Raw genomic sequence first — 18,255 nt, 5'->3', positions numbered from 1 at the left:
CGATCGAGAGCGAGAGGAGCAAAACGATGGGTTTCATGGAACTTTTTCCGCAGCCTGACGTGGTGATCCGTGCCCATGCCACGGTCGGTGAAGGACCTGTCTGGGACCGGCGGACCGGACGGTTGTGCTGGGTCGACATCAACAACGGCCTGCTCTTCGAAAACGACCTCGCGACAGGCGAGCAAAGCACCTCCGCCCTGGGCACCCTCCTGGGCGCGGCGGCGCCCAGGGCCCAGCACGAGGGATTCGCGGTCGCCGTCTCCGAAGGTCTCGGGATCTTCGCTGACGGAAAGCTTCAGATTCTGGACCCGGTGCTGCCCGAACCCACCCTGCGTATGAACGACGCCAAATGCGACTCGCGCGGCCGTCTCTGGGCGGGGAGCACCCACCTCGACTTCGTCCCTGGCGCTGGCGCTGTGCACCGATGGGACGGGCAGGCACCGAGCAGTGTCGCAGCGACCGGATTCGCTCTGCCCAACGGCATGGGCTGGAACGCCGAGGACACCACCATGTACCTGGCGGACAGCATGGCGAACCTGCTTTTCAGCGCGCCCTACCGCAGTGACGAAGGCGAGGTCGGACCATTCACCCCGCTGTGCAAGATCGACGGCGGACTGCCCGACGGGCTCGCCGTCGATCTGGATGGATGCCTGTGGGTCGCGATCTGGGGTGGCAGCGAGGTGCGCCGTTACACCCCCTCAGGCGAATTGATCGGACGAGTCCCGATGCCCGTCGAACAACCGTCCAGCTGCGCCTTCTCCGATGACGGAACGCTGTACATCACCTCGGCGTCGGCGGACATCCCGGAAGACCGGCTCAGCAAGCAGCCCCTGGCGGGCTCTGTCTTCGCGCTCGCCACCAACACCGCCGGTGTTCGCGTCCAGCCCTTCGCCGCATGAGCCAGCGAACCCTCGACCTCACCAGCCCCGACCTGCAGGTCAGCATCGATCCCGGAAGAGGCGCGGACATTCTTTCTCTCGTCCACCGGCGTACCGGAGTGGACGCGCTCTTCAGGACGCCATGGCGGGAACGCGCCGACGCTGTCCGCGACGGGCAGCGGCCCTCGACATACGACCCGGTCGCTGGATGGCTCGAGCAGTACCGGGGCGGCTGGCAGACGTTGTGTCCGAACGCCGGCGACCCTCGGTCCATCCACCGTGCTCCCGTGGCATTCCACGGTGAAGCGTCGGTCGTCCCCTGGCGGGTTGATGAAGCATCGACCGGCTCGGCCCGCCTGCATGTGGAGCTGTTCTCGGTCCCGGTGCGCATCGATCGGGTCATCGAGCTCCAGGGCCCCCGGCTGCACCTCGCCGATACGCTCACGAACCTGAGCGGCACCGCTCTGGAGTTCGACTACTCGAGCCACCCCGCGCTCGGCGGCCCATTCCTGGACGGGGACTGCCGGCTCGAAACCGGCGCTCGCCGGTTCACCAGTGATCCGGAGCGGAAAACAGTGCTCGACTCCGGCTCTGAACACCTCTGGCCCTGGGCCGTCACAAAATCAGGAGAGCGTGTCGATCTGCGCCAAATACCGCCCCGCGGTAGATCGCGCGAAGTGTTCGGGTGGCTGCACGACTTCACAATGCACTGGGTCTCGGTCACCAATCTGGACCTGGGCCTGACGGTCCGCCTCGACTGGGACGGCACGCACCTGCCCTACGCATGGCTGTGGCAGGAGCTCAATGCCACCCAGCAGTTCCCGTGGTATGGGCGGGCCCGTGCGATGGCCATGGAACCGGCGAGCATGCAAACCAGCGGTCCGGACCGGCGGAGCGCCCTGCGCCTCGCCCCCTGGGCTGCGATCGAGATCCCACTGAGCATCAATTTCGAGGACAGGAGTGCGTGATGGGTGAACACGACGAGCGGGTCGCCCTCGTCACCGGCGGATCCCAAGGCATCGGCAAGGGCATTGCGCTGGCATTGGCCCGTCAAGGCTCGGCCATCGTCTGCCACGGGCAGACCGAGGACCCTGCCCAGGAAACGGCGGCGGAAATCAACCGCGCAGGCGGCACAGCGGTCGCGGTATGGGGACCGATCGGCGATCCCGATACCAGCCGATATGCGGTCGAGCAGGCAATTTCCCAGTATGGGCGGCTCGATACCCTCATTACCTCCGCCGGAATCCAGCGGTACGGCGATGTTCCCTCCACCCCAGAGGAAACCTGGGACGAAGTTTTCGACGTGAATGTCAAAGGAGTCTTCCTCGCCGCCCGTGCAGCCCTGCCCTACCTGCGCCAGAGCCCGGCCGGAAGCATCGCCATCATCTCCTCCGTGCAGGCCACCGCAACCCAGAACCAGGTTGCCGCGTACACGGCAAGCAAAGGTGCTCTCCTCGCCCTGAGCAGGGCGATGGCGGTAGACGAAGCCGAGTACGGGGTCCGCGTCAACAGCATCAGCCCCGGCTCGGTGGACACACCCATGCTCCGCACGTCGGCGGCACTGTTCAGCGACGGCTCGGAAGAAAGCGCCCAACAGATCGTCGCGAACTGGGGCACCGCCCACCCCCTCGGCAGGGTCGCCAGGCCCGAGGAAATCGGGGAAGTCGTCTCCTTCGTGACCAGCCCTCGGGCCAGCTTCGTCACGGGATCGGAAATCCGGGTCGACGGCGGCCTGCTCGCCCGCATCGCCGCCCCGCTTCCCGACACGAAGAACTGAAGCACCGACGCAATGCCCGAACCGACCAGGGCCAACTGAAAGGTTGCATGATGATTCAACTTAGCGAAATGCTTTCCCCCCGGCCCGAGCCGCTCTGGAAATTGATCAAACAATGCGGGGTCGACAACGTCGTCGCCCTCCTCAACGGAGCCGAACAAGACCAGCGCATGTTCGCCTCGGTCGGCAAGAAAGGGTTCTCAGGGACTGCTTCCGACGATATTCCGTGGGGAGAGGCAGCGATCAGACGCGATATCGAAATTTTCGCCGAACACGGCCTCAAAGTGATCGCCATCGAGGACACGGCCCCCATGGACAAGGTCCGCCTGGGGCTCCCCGGGCGAGACGAACAAATCGAGAACATTCTCACGCAGATACGCGCGATGGGCCGGCTGGGCATCCCCACCCTGTGCTACAACTGGATGGCCATCTCGAGCTGGGGTCGCACGAGCGTGGACATCATCGGGCGCGGGGGCGCCCTGGTCACCGGGTTCCGGGCAGCGGACCTAACAGGCCTGCCCCCGCTCGCCGAACCGGGCGAGATCACCGAAGACCAGTTGTGGGATGCGCTGGGCTACTTCCTCGACGCCGTCATCCCGGTTGCCGAAGAAGCCGGAGTCAGGCTCGGGATGCACCCCGACGACCCGCCCCGCCCCGTGGGCCGCAACGTGCCGCACATCATGCGCTCCCCCGAGGCATTCCGGCGGCTACTGTCGCTGCACCCGTCCACAAGTAACGGCATTACGTTCTGCCAGGGCAATTTCGCCCTGATGGACGCCGACCTGCCCACATTGATCAGGGAATTCGGCGGTCTGGACCGAATCAGCTTCGTCCACTTCCGCGACGTCCGAGGCACCGCCGACGACTTCCAGGAAACCTTCCACGACGAAGGCCAGACGGACCTACCCGAATGTATGCGCGCCTACGCCGAGGTCGGTTTCTCCGGTCCCATGCGTCCGGACCATGTCCCCACCATGCACGGCGAATCCAACGACCGCCCGGCATACGGGGCCCTGGGGCGACTGTTCGCCATCGGATACATTCGCGGCCTCGAACAGTCGGTCTATGGCAAGCCTCCGCTCCCCGAGCCGACCGAACACGCCCTTCCCGTTCCGGCCTGAAAAGAGATGCGAACGTCCGGACTCCGAGGAGCGCTCGGTACGCCCTGCCGATATGAAAAGGAAAATCCGACCTAGAAAATTTGCACGCATAGGTGCGCACGATGAAGAGACGCCTGTCGTCTTCCGGGACGGAAAATGCTACTCGCGGCGCGGGAATGGACGCCGTCATGAGATGACGCCAGGCCGGCGAGGAGAACCCGGTGCGTAATGAGGGGTGCCGGGTCCTGGAGGGCGGCTCGGGGAAACCGATCGGCGGCAACGCCGGCATGGCCGCCCCGAGCCAACCTCACTATCACTCTCATGTGATCGAAGTGCAGGCTGCCAGGGGTCGGTGAGGACGGCCAGCTGCAGCGACATCCGGTCGGCCGCCATCTCGTACTGGGCGAGGTCGTTGGTGCCGATCGAAGCGAAGTCGACGCGCTCGAGGAGCGATTCGGCCATGGTTGCAGCTAGTTGTACGTCTGGAGAGATTGCCAGAGCGGGATGGATAGGGCGAGGCACCTGGAACCGGGCTTGGTCGGCGGCGACATCACGGAGCCGGGCGCCGAGCCAACGTCCAGGTCGCGGCCGTTCCTGCCGCGAGGATGCCGACAGACATTGCGGCGGTGAGGAATCGACGCTGCGACATTCTTTCGGCGGTGCTGGTACAGCTGCGTGCAGTCCGGGTGATCAGCAGTCGCAATGCGGCGATGCGTACCACGATCCCCCAAGAACGCGGAACCGCGAACCATGCGGTGGCAGGGGGGTTGCGATGCCACGAAGACCGCGAAACCCCCGAACGCCGGTCTTGGTTTCTAGGGGTCAACACTGCTGGTGTTAGCTGACCGGCTACTGCGGTGTCGCGTTGATGGCGTCGCGGACGGTGGATTCTTGGTTGCCGAGGAATTTCGGGGCCGGGTGTACGAGCATGTCGAATGCGGCCTTGGTGGCGGCTAATTGGTCGCGGAGCCAGCACTTGTTGTAGGTGAGGTTGTGGGGCTGGGTGTCGTCGCCGATGCCGGTGGCCTCGATGCCTGCGTCGCGGCAGAGGGCGATGGTGCGGGGGAGGCTGAAGTCCTGGGTGACGACGATGGCCTGTTGTACCCCGAAGATCTTGTGTGCGCGGGCGCAGGATTCGTAGGTGCTGAATCCGGCGTAGTCGAGGGCGATTTTGTTGGCGGGCACGCCTTTGCGCACGAGATAGCTGCGCATGGCAGTGGGCTCGTCGTAGCTCGGGCGGCCGTTGTCGCCGGTGAGCAGCAGTGCCTTGACCTTCCCGGTTTCCAGTAGCCTGCGGCCGAGGTCGAGTCGGGCCGCGAGATATGGGGAGGGCTGACCGCTCGTGTAGACCTGCGCGCCGGGAATCAATGCCACCTCCGCGGCGGGAACGGTGTCGACCGAGTATTCATAATCGCTGGCCGCGTACCGGATCCAGATAATCGAGCTCAGGCCGACGACGGTGGCCAGTGTGGCGGCAACCGCCGCGGTCCGCAGCATTGTGCGCACGCGAAGCCAGGATCGGACCCTCCCCCGACCTCGTGTCATGAAGTCACGAAATCCCATTCCGCCGAGTTTGCCAGATCGCGCCGACCCGTTCACCGACCGGAATATGCGACCACTCAATTCGGGCAGGTTCGGTTGTCATGCGATGTGTTCAGCTGCCAGCATCGTGCGGGTGGCTGATTTGGGATCTGCGGTGAAGCGCAATGGTCGCAAGGGTTCTTATCATTTCGGGGATCTGCGTAACGCTCTTGTGGGGGCCGCGGTCGAACTGGCCGGGCGGGGTGGGCCATCGGCGGTGACCGTGCGGGCGGCCGCGCGGCGCGTGGGGGTTACACCGACGGCGGCCTATCGGCATTTCACCAATCATGGGCAGCTGTTGCGTGCGGCCAAGGAGCAGGCGCAGTGCAGCCTTTTCGGGGCCATGTCGGCGGCACTGGCCACGCTCGAGCCGGGGACGCACGGACTCACCCGACTCAACGCGGCCGGGCGCGGATATATCGCATTCGCGATGAGCGAACCGGGCCTGTTCCGAACTGCCTTCTGCGACACCGCCGATGGCGAAGAGCGCGATTCGCCGGCCTTCGACCTGCTCTCGGAATTGCTCGACGAGTTGGTCGAGGTCGGGTTCACCGATCCGACGCATCGGCCGAATGCCGAGATGGCCGCGTGGTCCACGGTGCACGGCCTGGCGTCGCTGGTGCTCGACCGCGCCGGGATCGACGCGGTCACGCGCGAGCAGACGATCACCGATACCTTGGCCGCCATTGAACGCTGCTTCGCGACCGGACCCAACGCCACCGACTACCGCAGCCGGTAGTCCCCCGGCCGCCGGATTCGACGGCCGGGGGATCAGCTGTGCGGTCAGGTCAGCGCGGGCACGTCCGATTCCGTGGGCGGCTCCGCTTCGGCGGGTGCCGGTTCTCCGTCGGATTCCTGAATGCCGAACCGGGCGTATAGCTTTCGCAGCGGACCCGGAGCCCACCAGCCGGCGTGGCCGAGCAGGCGCATGATCGCCGGAACCAGCAGGATCCGCACGATCGTCGCGTCGAGCACGATCGCGACCACCATGCCGACGCCGAAGAGCTTCATGGTGAGTACCTGACTGAAGGCCATGGCCGCCAGCGGAACGCACATCAGCAGCGCCGCACTGGTGATCAACCTGCCGGTACGTTGCACGCCGGTAGCGACCGCAGCGGTGGGGTCGCCGAGCCGGTCGTACTGTTCGCGCACCCGCGAGAGCAGGAACACCTCGTAGTCCATGGACAGGCCGAAGATCAAGGCGAACAACATGATCGGCATATTCGGTTCGATATTGCCGGTCGGATCGAAGCCGAGCACGCCGGACAGATGCCCCTCCTGGAATATCCAGACCAGGATGCCGAAGGTCGCCGACAGCGACAGCAGATTCATCACAATCGCCTTGAGCGGCAACAACACCGAGCCGAAGGCGAGGAACAGCAGTAGGTAAGTGGATACCGCGATGTACAGCAGCATCCACGGCAGCACCGCGCCGAGCTTGCGCAGCGTATCGTCGTACGCCGCGGTCTCACCGCCGAAATACGCGGTCGCGCCCGGCGGTTTCGGCTCGGCACGCAGGCGGTCGAGCAGCTCTCGGCTCGACTTCGATACCGCCGCACCGTCATACGACACCGACACCCGCGCCATGGTGCCTTCGACGCCGGTGATCTGCGCGTTGCGCACACCCGCTACGCTGTCGAGTCGCGTGGCGTAGGCAGTGAGTTCGCTCTGCTGTGCGGGCGTGTCGGCGGGACCGGACAGCTTCAGCACGGCGTCGATCGTCTTCGCACCATCGCCGTCGAAATCATCCGCCAGCATCTCGAAAACCTGTCGCCCCTCCGCGGTTTCGGGCAGCTGACGGGCATCGTTGGCGCCGAAATCGATCTTCAGCAGCGGCGCGGCCAGCACCAGCAACAGTGCGACGGCGACCGCGGTCACCGCGATCGGGCGACGCATGACGCCGTGCGCGAGCCGGTACCAGAAGCCGCCATCACCGGGGACGGCCGAACGCTGCTTCCACAGCGACAGCGCATTGACCCGGTGGCCGAGCACGCCCAGTGCCGCGGGCAGTGCGATCAGTGAGAAGACCATCGACAGCAGCACCGCCGCGATACCGCCATAGGACATGGATTTCAGGAATACGAAGGGGAAGAAGCTCATCGAGGCCAGTGCCACCGCGACCGTAATACCGGAGACCGCGACGGTGCGTCCGGCGGTGGCCAGGGTGTGCACAATGGCGTCGGCGCCCTCTCGGCCGCGTTCGGTTTCCTCACGGTAGCGGCTGACGATGAACAGACCGTAGTCGATGGCCACGGCCAATCCGAGGATGGTGACCAGACTCATGGCGAATACCGAGATATCGGTGAACTGGGCCAGCAGCCGCAGCACCGCCATCGAGCCGAGGATCGACAGGCCGCCGACGACCAGCGGCAGGCTGGCCGCGACCAGTCCGCCGAATACGATCACCAACAGGATGAACAGCACCGGGAACGAAAGTCCTTCGGCCATACCGAGATCGCTACCGACCTGATTACCGGCCTCGTATCCGGCCGGGGTGTTGCCGCCGCGGACGCTCCGCAGCCCATCGACGCCGAGCCTGTCCTTGATCTTCAGATAGCTGTCCTGTTTGGCATTGTCATCCGCACCCGCCAGGTTCAGCCCCACATAGGTGGCATGGCGGTCCCGGCTGGCCAGATCCGGCGCTCCGGTGGTCCAGAAGTCGACCGATCCGGTGACCACATCCTTGGGCAGCGCCGCGATCCGGTTCTGCACCGCAGTGCGGAAGGTGGAGTCGTCGACGGTTCTGTCGGCGGACCGGTACACGATGACCGCATCCGGCGCGCGCTGTGGAAATGCCTTTTCGGCCAACTCTGCGGCCTGCCTGCTCTCGGCGTCACGCGCCTCGAAGCCATTGGGCACCATATCGCCGAATACTCCGACGCCGTACGCCCCCGCCACCACCGCGAAGAGCAGCGTCAGCCCGAGCATCGCTTTGCGCCAGGTGTAAACGAACACACCCAATTTCTCGAACATCATTACCTCCCATCAAGATCCGGTTCGAATGCGGTCAGCCTCGGACCGGGGCCGCTTCGGGTTCGACAACGGCATCGGCCGGTTCGGACGCCTCGATGGCGGCCCGGCCGGGCAGCGCGATGGCGAACAGCGTCGCCGCGCCGAGGATCGCGCAGCCCGCCCACACCGCGGGGGCGAAACCGTCGGTGAAGGTCTGTCCGGTCGCATAGCTGCCATTGGCTGTGAAAACCGCGCCCAGCGCGGCGATTCCGATGACGGTGCCGAGATTGCGCACGGTATTCGACACACCGGAGGCAACACCCTCGTACTCCGGTGCGACATATTCCAGCGCCAGCCGGGCGATCGGCGGGAAGAACAGTCCCATTCCGGCACCACTGATCACAAAGGCGGGTACCAGCGCCGCATACGACACCTCCGGATCGGTGATGGCGGCCAGCCAGCCGAGTCCGATGGTCTGCAGCACCAACCCGGTGACCAGCACCGGCTTACCGCCGATCCGGTCGATGAGAACGCCCGCGATCGGTGCGGTGCAGGTGGGCATCGCGGTCCAGGCCAGGGTGTATACGCCCGCCTTCAGCGCCGAATAGTGCTGCACCGTCTGCAGGAACTGAGCCAGCAGGAAGATCGCGCCGAACATGCCGACGGCCATGGCGAATCCGGTCAGGATGGTCAGGGTGAAACCGCGACCGGCGAACAGCACGGGCGGAACCATCGGCGCCGACGCGCGCAGAATCCAGACCACGAATGCCGCGAGCACCAGCGCACCCGCGACTATCGGGCTCAGTACACCCGCACTCGTCCAGCCGTGGTCGTTGCCCCGGATCACACCGAACACCACGCCGAACAGACCGGCGGCCACCAGCACATTGCCGACCACATCCAAAGAACCATGCGCACCGAAACTTTCGCGCACCATCCACACCGCGATGGGCAGCAGCACCACCCCGATCGGCACGTTCAACCAGAAGATCCACTGCCAGGAGGCGACGTCGGTGATCGCACCGCCCACCACCGGCCCGAGCCCGACCGCCAAACCGCTCATCGCGCTCCACATGCCTATGGCCGCACCACGTTTCGCGGGCGGCACGGCATCGGCGAGCAGCGTCAGGGTGAGCGGGATGAGAATCGCCGCACCGATGCCCTGGATCGCCCTTGCACCGATGAGGAATTCGATCGACGGTGCCAGCGCGCATGCCGCGGAGGCGGCGGTGAACAGCGCCAGTCCGAGCGCGAAAACCCGTTTACGTCCAAAGCGGTCGCCGAGCGAGGCGCCCGCCAGCAACAGCACCGCCTCGGTCAGGGTGTAGGAGTTGACCGTCCACTGCAATCCGTCGAGGCCGGTGTGCAGTTCGGCACGGATGGTGGGCAGCGCATTGAACACCACCAGGTTGTCCAGCGACACCATGAAGACCGCGAAGCCGCAGACCACAAAGGTCCACACGATCCGATTCTTGTCGGGGTGTGTCATCAGTTTCTTCCTGAGTTAGTTAGTGATCACTTAGTTCCCGAGACACGGCAAAAGGCCAAGGATCCCAGCGTTTTCGGGGTGCGAGGGTTAGTCGGGCAGGTTCAGATCGAGTGCGCTTGCCACATTGAGCAGCATTCCGTCGGCCATGAATTTCGACTGCGCGTCCGGGTCCGCACCGGTCAGCTCGTGCACCAGATCGAACAGCCGCTGGAAGCGCACCCGGCTCAGGTCGCGGATCTCCTCATCGAGACTGGCCGCGGCGTAGACATGCAATTGGAAGGTCAGCAGTTGGCGGTCGGCGAGCAGCGCGATATAGGCGTCCCCGATCGCCGCCAGCCGCTCTTCTTCGGTGTCGCCGACCGCATTGTCCCGGAAGGTCTGCTCGACAATGTCGAATGCGCGTTCGGCGGCCGCGAGGAAGATCGCCTTCTTGGTTTTGTACAGCCGGAACAGGTATGGCTGCGAGACGCCCATCCGACGGGCGATCGCTTCCGTCGCCGTCCCCATATAGCCACCGACCGCGAATTCGGCAATGGCCTCGGTGATGAGCTGCTCGCGCCGCTCCTCCGAGGACATCCGCACTTTCGCCGGTGAACTCACATTCCCAACGTTAGTAATCAATCACATACCGGTCAATGAGTAGTCAGCTCATTGAGTAGTCGGCCGCGGCACTACCGACGGGCTCGCCGAGCAGCAGCGGTGTGATCAAGCGATCGACGATGGCCGAGCCATTGGTCGTCATCACCGAGGCCGGATGGAACTGTACCGAGGCAAACCCGTTGCCGCGCAATGCGTGTACTGCTCCGGTGTGCGGATCACGGCAGACTTCGATCGGACCCGAGCGACGCCGGCTCCAGTAGACCGCATCGTCATGACGGGCCTGGAAGGTGTTGTAGAAGTAGACCGATTCCGGTGTGCCGAACAGCTCGACGCGGCGCCGCACGCCCTGGTTCGAGACCGGGCAGCGGGCCACCTGCAGGCCGAGCTGGGTGCTGAGTACCTGATGGCTCAGGCAGACCGAGAAGAAGGGCACCGGGCCGTCGAGCAGCGTGCGCGTGAGCGCATGCAGCCGGGCGATCTTGGGATCGGACAGGTCACGGGGATCACCCGGACCGGGTCCCATCACCACGAGGTCGTAGCGGTGCGGTTCGACCGGTTCGCCACATGGGTGCACGGTGACATCGAGACCGAGTGCGCGCAGCAGCCGGGCGCCCATCGCGGTGAAGGTATCCTCGGCGTCCACGATCAGTATCCGGCGACCGGCATGCGGTCGCGCGACAGACGTCGGTCGCAGCCAGAGCGTTGCCAGCGGCCCATTCCGATCCGAAAGCGCCTGTTGCACAGCGGGATCCGCGCCGAGATCACGGGTGGTTGCGGTGCGGGCGCGGTTGTGCAGCGCGTCGAGCAGACCGGCGGCCTTGGCGCGGGTCTCACGCGATTCGGTGGCCGGATCCGAATCACGCACCAAGGTCGCGCCGACGCCGATGCGCAATCGGCCCGCGCCATCCACCTCGGCGGTGCGGATCATGATCGCCGAATCCATGCGCGGGCGGCCGCGTTCGTCCCGTCCGGCCAGGGCGAGCACGCCCGCATAGTAGCCGCGGCCGGTCGGCTCGAATCGGGTGATCACCCGGCAGGCATTTTCCAGCGGGCTGCCGGTGACGGTGGGCGCGAGCAGCGTTTCGCGCAGCACCTCGCGATAGTCGCGGTCGCAGTCCCCGGCTATCCGATATTCGGTATGCGCGAGCCGGGCCATCTCCTTGAGCCGCGGACCGTGCACATACGGCTCGGGACAGATGCGGCACATCATCTTCAGCTCTTCGTCGAGCACCATGTAGAGCTCATTGGTTTCCTTGCCGTCGGCCAGGAAATCCAGCACGCCGGAGACCGTGGGGCCCTCGGCGGGATAGCGGTAGGTACCGCTGATCGGGGTCATGGCGGCCGCGCCATCGGCCAGGCTGACCTGTCGCTCCGGGCTCGCGCCGATGAAGGTGCGACCGCCGGTGTGCACCAGGAACGTCCAGTAGGCACCGGTTTCCCCCGCGAGCAGCCGGACAAAGTACGTCACCGCGGTGCGCACGCTCCAGTTGGTGACCTCGCATTGCCAGGTGCGGCGCAAGACGAAGTTGGCACCCGCGCCGTGGCCGATCTCCTCGGCGAGCACGCGATGGACCAACTCGGCGTAGGCGGTGTCGTCGATATCGAATTCGCCAGGGCCGACCTCGATCGGCCAGTCGGCAACGGCAGCGCGCAGCCGGTCGACCGACAGTCGGGTCTGCCGGTCGACAGCGAGGCACAGCACCGGCGCACCGTCATCATGGTGCGCGAAGCCGCGTTCGCCGATCGCCCGGTACGGCACGATGGCGAGCAGGGCGTGTGCGTCGACGGCGGGTGCCAGCGCGGGCAATTCGGCCGTGGTGGTTTGTTCCGACACCGTGCCGAGCAGTAATTCGACCCCCTCCCCCGGCCCGGATTCCGGCCGCTGCAACAATGCGAACGACGTTGTCCCCGAGAGGCATTCGGCGAGCAGCGGAACGAATTCGTCGGGGCTCACCGCGCCACCACCTCGACCGCCGCGGACAACTCGGCGAGTACCTGCGCGGATACCACCACCCGGCCACAGCGGCTCGCGACGTAATCCAGTGTCATTCGATGGAATTCGGGTGTGAAGTCGGCGATCGCGTCGGCGATGACGAACGCCTGCTGGTCGTTGGCGAAGGCGTCACAGGCCGTGAGCAGCACTCCGACGTGCCCGTACACCCCGCAGATCAGCAGCTGATCGCGGCCGGTACGCCGCATCAGATCCAGCAATTCGGTGCGATGGAAGGCACTGGCCCGCCATTTGGTGAGCACCGGATCGGCGGGCCCCGGCCGCAATTCGTCCGGGATGCCACGGTGTTCGGGAGCCGCGCTCATGCCGGGGCCCCAGAAGTCCTTGAGCAACCCGCGCTGCTCGTCGCTCATGCTGCCGGGCTGGGCGGTGTAGACGACCGGAACCGAAAGGCGCGCACACAGATCGCGCAGTGCGGTGACACTGTGCAGTAGCACGGTCAGCGGCTCCCGGTCCGCCGAATACGGCGCCAGGAAATAGTGCTGCATATCGTGGACGAGCAGTACGCAGCGCCGCGGCTCGATCCGCCACCGCACGGTGTTATCCGGCAGTTCCGCCGCGCCGGGCATCGGGTAGGGGGCTATCGGTGCGATGGCCACAGCTGTCTCCTTGTTCAAGCACCGAGCGTGGCGCCACCGTCGACGGTGAGCTGCTGCATGGTGATGTGGCGGGCCTCGTCGGACAACAGGAACAGGACGGCATCGGCGATATCGCTCGGGCGCGCGATCCGCCCGAGCGGAATGCCGATCCGAAAGTCTTGCGGCACACCGTCGATGGTGGCGCGCTCGGCATCCGAGCCGTCGAACAGCGCGGTCAGCATCGGGGTGGCGGTGGAGCCAGGGGCCACCACATTGCAGCGAATTCCGTACTCCGCCAGTTCGAGTCCGAGGCAGCGGGTCAGCATGCTGGCCGCGGCCTTGGAGGCCGCATACGCCGACATGCCGATCCGCGGTGTGGTCGCGGCATTCGAGGACACGGTGACGATGGCACCGCGTCGACGCGACTGCATGCGTCGCGCCACGGCCTGGCAGACATGGAATACGCCACCCGCGTTCACGGCGAGGGTGGTCGCCCAATCCAGTTCGGCCATTTCCTCGATCCGGCCGTGTTGCAGAATGCCCGCCGCGTTCACCAGAGCATCCACCGGACCGAGTACGGCTTCGGTACGCGCCACCGCCGCGACCACCTCCTCGGGCACGGCGACATCGGCGGCCACGGCGAGCACCCGGCCACCCGCCGCGTCGAGCTTCTCCGCCAGATCCCACAGCGCCGGAATCCCGCGGTCGACCAGGGCCACCGCCTTCTCGGATTCCACCAGGGCACGGGCGATTTCGCTGCCGATGCCGCCCGCCGCGCCGGTCACCAGTGCGACACTCATCGCCGCGCTCCGGCCAATATGCCCCCGACCACCTCGGCGGGCACCCCGAGGCAGCGGGTGGTGAACGAGCCGAGCGCGGTCAGATATCGCTCCCGCAGCTCGTCGACGTCGACGCCAACGCTGCCTCCGCCGGACAGCAGCACCTGCCCGCCCACGACGACCGTGTCGACGTCGTGGGATCCACCGAGCCACAGAAAGCTTTCCAGCGGACGGGGATTGAGCAGATAGCGCCAGTCGTCGGTGCGGATCAGCACCAGATCGGCCTGTTTGCCGACCTCGAGGCTGCCGATCTCCCCGGCCCAGCGCAGGCCCGCGGCGGCGATACGGGTGGACATGGCCAGCGTGTCGGTGGGCAGCACATCGGTCTGGTCGGCGACCATCTCGTTGTACATCTGCCAGGCCGCGCGCATGGCCTCGGCCATTCCGGCATTCGGGAGCGAGGCCCCGTCGGTGGACAGCGATACCGGAACACCCGCGCGACGCAGGCGCGGCACCACAGCGGTCTCGGTCAGCGTGGATTCGCCGGAGGGGCCGTACTTTCCGGGCGAATGGCTGATATGCGCACCGGCCGCACGCAGCAGCGCCTGCTCCTCGTCGTCGATGAACGCGCAGTGCGCGGCCATCAGCCGGTCGGTGACCAGGCCGAGATCGTGTAAGCGGCGAACGCCGGTGGCGCCGTAGTACTTTCGCATCAGTTCCGGCTCGTTGCGCACCGCGCCGACGTGCGTGACGAAACCCGCGTCGTGCCGCGCGACGAGTTCGGCGAAACCGCGACCGAGTTCATCGGTCATATTGGTGACATACGCGATCGACGGACGACAGCGGATGCGGCCGGATTCGTCCTGCGCGCAGCTCTTCAGCAGCTCCTCGAGTTGGGAGAGTACGGCGTCGGCATCCCTGGTGCGGACGAAGGAGTCGGCGGCGGGCGGGCAGATGGCATCGGATGCCCAGGTGGTGGCACTGAACCGGATGCCGAGCGTGCGCGCGGCGGCGACGAGTGCGGCCGGGCGGTTCAGCGAACCCGCGTCGCCGAGCGTGGTGACACCACCGCGCAATTGGGTCCACATCGAATATTCGGCGATCGCCTGGCCCTCGTCGGGGGTCAGGCCGGAGATGAGGCCGTCGAACGAGTCGAACATGCCGGAGATCTTGTGCATATCGCCGCCGCCGCCGAACAAGGCGACCTCATCGGTGCGGTCGCTGGCCGGACGCAGTGCGCCGCGCAGCGGGAAGCCCATGGCGAACATATCGTGCCAGTGGGCATTGATCAGACCGGGCAGCACCATCATTCGAGCGGCGTCGATGGTGTGCAGTTCGGACCGCACCGGATCGGCGAGTGCGGCCACCGCCGCGGCGACGGTCTCCGGGACTCCGATCGCCGCGATCTTATCGTCCACGACGAGAATCGAGCCGCGCGAGAGCACCGTTTCGGCGGCATCGGCGGTGTAGACGACACCATTTTCGATCAGCAGGGCGCTCATGCGTTCTTCGCCCCCTGCGCGACGATGGCCGCGAAATGCCGCAGCCAGGCGGTCAGCGTGGGGGTGGCGACCAGTTCTTCGAATACCGCGGGCACCCCGGCCTTGTTCCAGCGACCGACCATGCGCATCAATTCGAGCGAACTCAGGCCCAGGACAACGAGATTGGCGTCGGGATCGAGTTCGGCGGCATCGGCGAGGCCGAGTACGGGCGCGAGTTCGGCACGCAGCTGGGCCTCGGTGGGAACGGATACGACGGTCACGACGGCACTCCTGTTATCGATGCGCCCGCACGGGTGCGGACCAGGGCTTTCTTGTCGACCTTGCCCAGCGGGGTCAGGGGCAGTTCGACAACGATCTCGATGTCATCCGGAATCTTGTAGGCCGCAACACCGCGGGCGTGCATGGCCTGCTTCAGTTCGGCCGGATTCGGGGCGGCGGCCGTTGGCACGACGAATGCGCAGGTGCGCTCGCCGAGGAAGGGATCCGGCACACCGACCACCGCGACCGCACGCACCCCGGGGCAGCCGAGCAGATGTTCCTCCACCTCGCCCGCATTGACCTTGTCGCCACCGCGAATGATCATGTCCTTGATCCGGCCCTCGATGACCAGATCGCCGTCGCGGGTGAGCCGGGCCAGGTCGCCGGTCCGATAGAAGCCGTCGGCGGTGAAGGCGACTCGATTATGTTCCGGCGCAGCGTAATAGCCGCGCAGCGTGTAGGGGCCGCGGGTGAGCAGCTCCCCCACCTCGCCCGGTGCCAGCGCGGTGCCGTCGGCGTCGGCGATCACGATCTCGTCGGCGTCGGAGATGGGCTTGCCCTGGGTGGTCAGCACCGACTCGGCGGGATCGTCCGGGCGGCTGAAGCACAGCAGACCTTCGGCCATGCCGAATACCTGCTGCAGCTCGCAGCCCAGCGTCGGTCCGATGCTCGCGGTGAATTCGCGGGTCATCCGCGCGCCACCGACCTGCAGCAGCCGCAGGCTGCTCAGATTCCAGGAGGCCCATTCGGCGACCTCCAGCCAGACCGCGACCAGCGAGGGCACCAGGGCGGTGACCGTCACCCGCTCCCGCTCGATCAGCGGGAAGCAATCCATCGGGTTCGGGGTGTCGGCCAGCACCACAGTGCCGCCGGTGTGGAAGGTGCCGATCACGCCCGGACAACCCCAGGCGAAGTTGAATTCGATCGGCAGCGCGGCGAGGTAGACGTCGCGGTCGTTCAATTCGCACACCTCGGCGGCGCGCAGCGATTGATAGACGTAGTCGTCGTGGGTGCGCGGGATCAGCTTCGGCAGTGCCGTGGTGCCGCCGGACAGCAGGAAGAACGCGACATCCGCCGGATCGGTTTCCGGCAACCGAGTCTGATAGGGCTCCTGATCCGCGTCCTCGATCGAGACGAAACCATCGGCGCGACCGCCGACGAGGAACAGGCTGCGCAACTGGTCGTGCGTCGCGTGGATGCGCTCGCCCATGTCGCGATGGCGGAACTCGCGGTAGGTGTCGGGCAGCACGTAATGGGTTGCGCCGCTGAGGCGCACCAGGTGGCCGACCTCGGTCTCGCGGTGTGCGACCAGGCAGAACACGGGTTTCGCACCGATTCGCAAGAGCGCGAAGGTTATCGCGACGAACTCGGGGATATTCGGCAATTGCACCAGTACCCGATCGTCCGAGCGCACGCCGTGCCGTTGAAACAGCGCGGCCAGTCGATCGGCCCAGGCATCGAGGTCGCGGTAGCCGATCCGACGGTCGTCGTGGACCAGCGCGGTCCGGTCACCATATCGCTCGGCGGCCTGCCGCAATACCGCCCCCAGCGTTTCGCCGCTCCAGAACCCCTGGGCCCGATAGCGTTCGGCGAATTCCTGCGGCCAGGGCGTGAAACCCTCCAGCATCGCCGCCTCTACTTCGCCGGTGCGGGTGCGAGGATCTCGACCACCGCGGCACCTGCTTCCATGCCGGTGCTCGCACCGATCATCAGCACGTGGTCGCCGGGGCGCACCTGTCCGGTGCGCCACACGTGTTCGAGACCGAGGAACATGTCGGCGGCGCCGGTGTGCCCGATGGTGTTGGTGAAATCCCAGACCTCCTGGGCCTTTTCGACGCCGAGCGGCTGCAGGAACATGGCCTCGAGTGAACCGCGGCCGAATCCGATGTGGCAGACCTTGCTGATCTTGTCGAACGAGACGCCCGCCTCGTCCATGGTGCGCTCGGCGATTGCGGCCACCGCCAGTCCGAAGTTGCGGATCGGCGGGGCCTGGCCCGCGGCCCACTGTTCGCGGACCTTCGCCGCGCGTTCGTCGAAGTTCAGCCCGCGACCGCGGGTAATACCGGGCGGGAACAGCGCCTCACCGGCGCGGTGCAGGATTTCCATCGATGAATCCGAAAGCGAACCGACGGCACGCACTTTCGCGAATCCGTCGCGCCGCGACACCACGGCCGCCGCGCCCGCGTCGGCGAACAGGAACAGCTTCGAACCACGCCAGCGGTCCACCAGCGGAGTGGAGAAGTTGTCACCGGTGGTGAGCAATACCGCGTCATGGCTGGGGTTGGCGATGAGCCGGTTGGCGGCGGCCTCCAGACCCGCCAGCATGCCGAGGCAGCCCTGTTTGATCTCGACCGCCGGGATCGGGCGATCCACGGTGTTGTTCAGGATGTAGTGCACGGCGGACCAGCCGTCGGGGCCCTGGTGGTGGGTGTAGCTGTGCAGCAGCGCACCGATATCGTCGGAATCGTGGCCGCATTCGGCCAAGGCGATGCCGGCCGCGCTGATCGCCAGATCCGGCGCCGGGGTGTCGGGGCTCACCGCGCACGAACGCATACCGGACGCGATGCGCTCGGCCTGGTCGTACCAGCCCGCGGCGACGGCGGATTCGGTGGAAATCGACTCGGGCAGGTAACTGCCCACGCCAGCCAGATAGATATCCTCGGTTTGCATGCGGCCCAACTTTCTCGTGTCGCCGTGCTACACCTGGGATGCAACCAGGTCGGTGCAGTGAAATCGTGAGTAGTTGCTACTCA

General features: G+C 66.2%; 16 protein-coding genes and 1 pseudogene. 5 read left to right on the top strand and 12 right to left on the bottom strand.

The window, feature by feature from the left end; genetic code table 11:
- Window positions 1-26: 26 nt before the first annotated feature.
- The 4 genes from ABZW16_RS07850 to ABZW16_RS07835 all read left to right on the top strand — a co-directional run bounded on the left by ABZW16_RS07850 (window position 27) and on the right by ABZW16_RS07835 (window position 3,773).
- The gene (locus ABZW16_RS07850; RefSeq protein ID WP_354953374.1) at window positions 27-899 is read left to right on the top strand and encodes an SMP-30/gluconolactonase/LRE family protein; all 873 of its coding nucleotides are present in this window, start codon (window positions 27-29) and stop codon (window positions 897-899) included.
- On the top strand, window positions 896-1,846 hold the full coding sequence (locus ABZW16_RS07845; RefSeq protein WP_354953372.1) for a DUF4432 family protein: 951 nt from the start codon (window positions 896-898) through the stop codon (window positions 1,844-1,846). Before ABZW16_RS07850 ends, ABZW16_RS07845 begins: the two co-directional genes overlap by 4 nt.
- Entirely contained in the window at window positions 1,846-2,655 is an 810-nt protein-coding gene (locus tag ABZW16_RS07840) for an SDR family oxidoreductase (RefSeq protein WP_354953370.1), read from the top strand. Before ABZW16_RS07845 ends, ABZW16_RS07840 begins: the two co-directional genes overlap by 1 nt.
- A 68-nt stretch (window positions 2,656-2,723) precedes the next feature.
- A complete protein-coding gene (locus ABZW16_RS07835; protein WP_354953368.1) occupies window positions 2,724-3,773 on the top strand; it encodes a mannonate dehydratase in 1,050 nt (349 codons plus the stop codon).
- Window positions 3,774-4,082: 309 nt separating this feature from the next.
- Here ABZW16_RS07835 and ABZW16_RS07830 read toward each other — a convergent pair.
- Both ABZW16_RS07830 and ABZW16_RS07825 read right to left on the bottom strand, forming a co-directional pair.
- Window positions 4,083-4,235: pseudogene (locus ABZW16_RS07830) on the bottom strand (putative PEP-binding protein); the annotation flags it as partial.
- Between the two features lie 366 nt (window positions 4,236-4,601).
- Complete coding sequence (locus ABZW16_RS07825) at window positions 4,602-5,249, bottom strand: ElyC/SanA/YdcF family protein (protein WP_354953456.1); 648 nt, start codon at window positions 5,247-5,249, stop codon at window positions 4,602-4,604.
- 178 nt (window positions 5,250-5,427) lie between these two features.
- On the opposite strand from ABZW16_RS07825, the gene ABZW16_RS07820 reads away from it, so the two are divergent.
- Window positions 5,428-6,072, top strand: coding sequence for a TetR/AcrR family transcriptional regulator (locus ABZW16_RS07820; protein WP_354953366.1), 645 nt, complete (start codon window positions 5,428-5,430; stop codon window positions 6,070-6,072).
- Between the two features lie 44 nt (window positions 6,073-6,116).
- On the opposite strand, the gene ABZW16_RS07815 is transcribed toward ABZW16_RS07820, so the two are convergent.
- The 10 genes from ABZW16_RS07815 to ABZW16_RS07770 all read right to left on the bottom strand — a co-directional run bounded on the left by ABZW16_RS07815 (window position 6,117) and on the right by ABZW16_RS07770 (window position 18,172).
- Entirely contained in the window at window positions 6,117-8,306 is a 2,190-nt protein-coding gene (locus ABZW16_RS07815) for an MMPL family transporter (RefSeq protein ID WP_354953364.1), read from the bottom strand.
- Between the two features lie 34 nt (window positions 8,307-8,340).
- Window positions 8,341-9,774 carry a DHA2 family efflux MFS transporter permease subunit gene (locus tag ABZW16_RS07810; protein ID WP_354953362.1) on the bottom strand — a complete coding sequence of 478 codons (1,434 nt, stop codon included), beginning with the start codon at window positions 9,772-9,774 and terminating at the stop codon, window positions 8,341-8,343.
- Between the two features lie 87 nt (window positions 9,775-9,861).
- A complete protein-coding gene (locus ABZW16_RS07805) occupies window positions 9,862-10,374 on the bottom strand; it encodes a TetR/AcrR family transcriptional regulator (protein WP_354953360.1) in 513 nt (170 codons plus the stop codon).
- A gap of 43 nt (window positions 10,375-10,417) precedes the next feature.
- On the bottom strand, window positions 10,418-12,328 hold the full coding sequence (locus ABZW16_RS07800) for an anthranilate synthase family protein (protein ID WP_354953358.1): 1,911 nt from the start codon (window positions 12,326-12,328) through the stop codon (window positions 10,418-10,420).
- A complete protein-coding gene (locus ABZW16_RS07795; RefSeq protein ID WP_354953356.1) occupies window positions 12,325-12,984 on the bottom strand; it encodes an isochorismatase family protein in 660 nt (219 codons plus the stop codon). Before ABZW16_RS07795 ends, ABZW16_RS07800 begins: the two co-directional genes overlap by 4 nt.
- Before the next feature lie 14 nt (window positions 12,985-12,998).
- On the bottom strand, window positions 12,999-13,763 hold the full coding sequence (locus tag ABZW16_RS07790) for a 2,3-dihydro-2,3-dihydroxybenzoate dehydrogenase (protein ID WP_354953354.1): 765 nt from the start codon (window positions 13,761-13,763) through the stop codon (window positions 12,999-13,001).
- The gene (locus ABZW16_RS07785; protein ID WP_354953352.1) at window positions 13,760-15,244 is read right to left on the bottom strand and encodes an amidohydrolase family protein; all 1,485 of its coding nucleotides are present in this window, start codon (window positions 15,242-15,244) and stop codon (window positions 13,760-13,762) included. The genes ABZW16_RS07790 and ABZW16_RS07785 overlap by 4 nt, the downstream gene beginning before the upstream one ends.
- Complete coding sequence (locus tag ABZW16_RS07780) at window positions 15,241-15,504, bottom strand: phosphopantetheine-binding protein (RefSeq protein WP_354953350.1); 264 nt, start codon at window positions 15,502-15,504, stop codon at window positions 15,241-15,243. Before ABZW16_RS07780 ends, ABZW16_RS07785 begins: the two co-directional genes overlap by 4 nt.
- Entirely contained in the window at window positions 15,501-17,129 is a 1,629-nt protein-coding gene (locus ABZW16_RS07775) for an AMP-binding protein (protein WP_354953348.1), read from the bottom strand. Before ABZW16_RS07775 ends, ABZW16_RS07780 begins: the two co-directional genes overlap by 4 nt.
- Window positions 17,130-17,137: 8 nt before the next feature.
- Window positions 17,138-18,172, bottom strand: coding sequence for a ketoacyl-ACP synthase III family protein (locus tag ABZW16_RS07770; protein WP_354953346.1), 1,035 nt, complete (start codon window positions 18,170-18,172; stop codon window positions 17,138-17,140).
- Between the last annotated feature and the right edge of the window lie 83 nt (window positions 18,173-18,255).

This window comes from Nocardia sp. NPDC004604 (assembly GCF_040609795.1).
GTDB lineage: Bacteria > Actinomycetota > Actinomycetes > Mycobacteriales > Mycobacteriaceae > Nocardia.
Note: the sequence above shows the minus strand (reverse complement) of the source record. Positions and strands in the feature narration are given on the sequence as shown.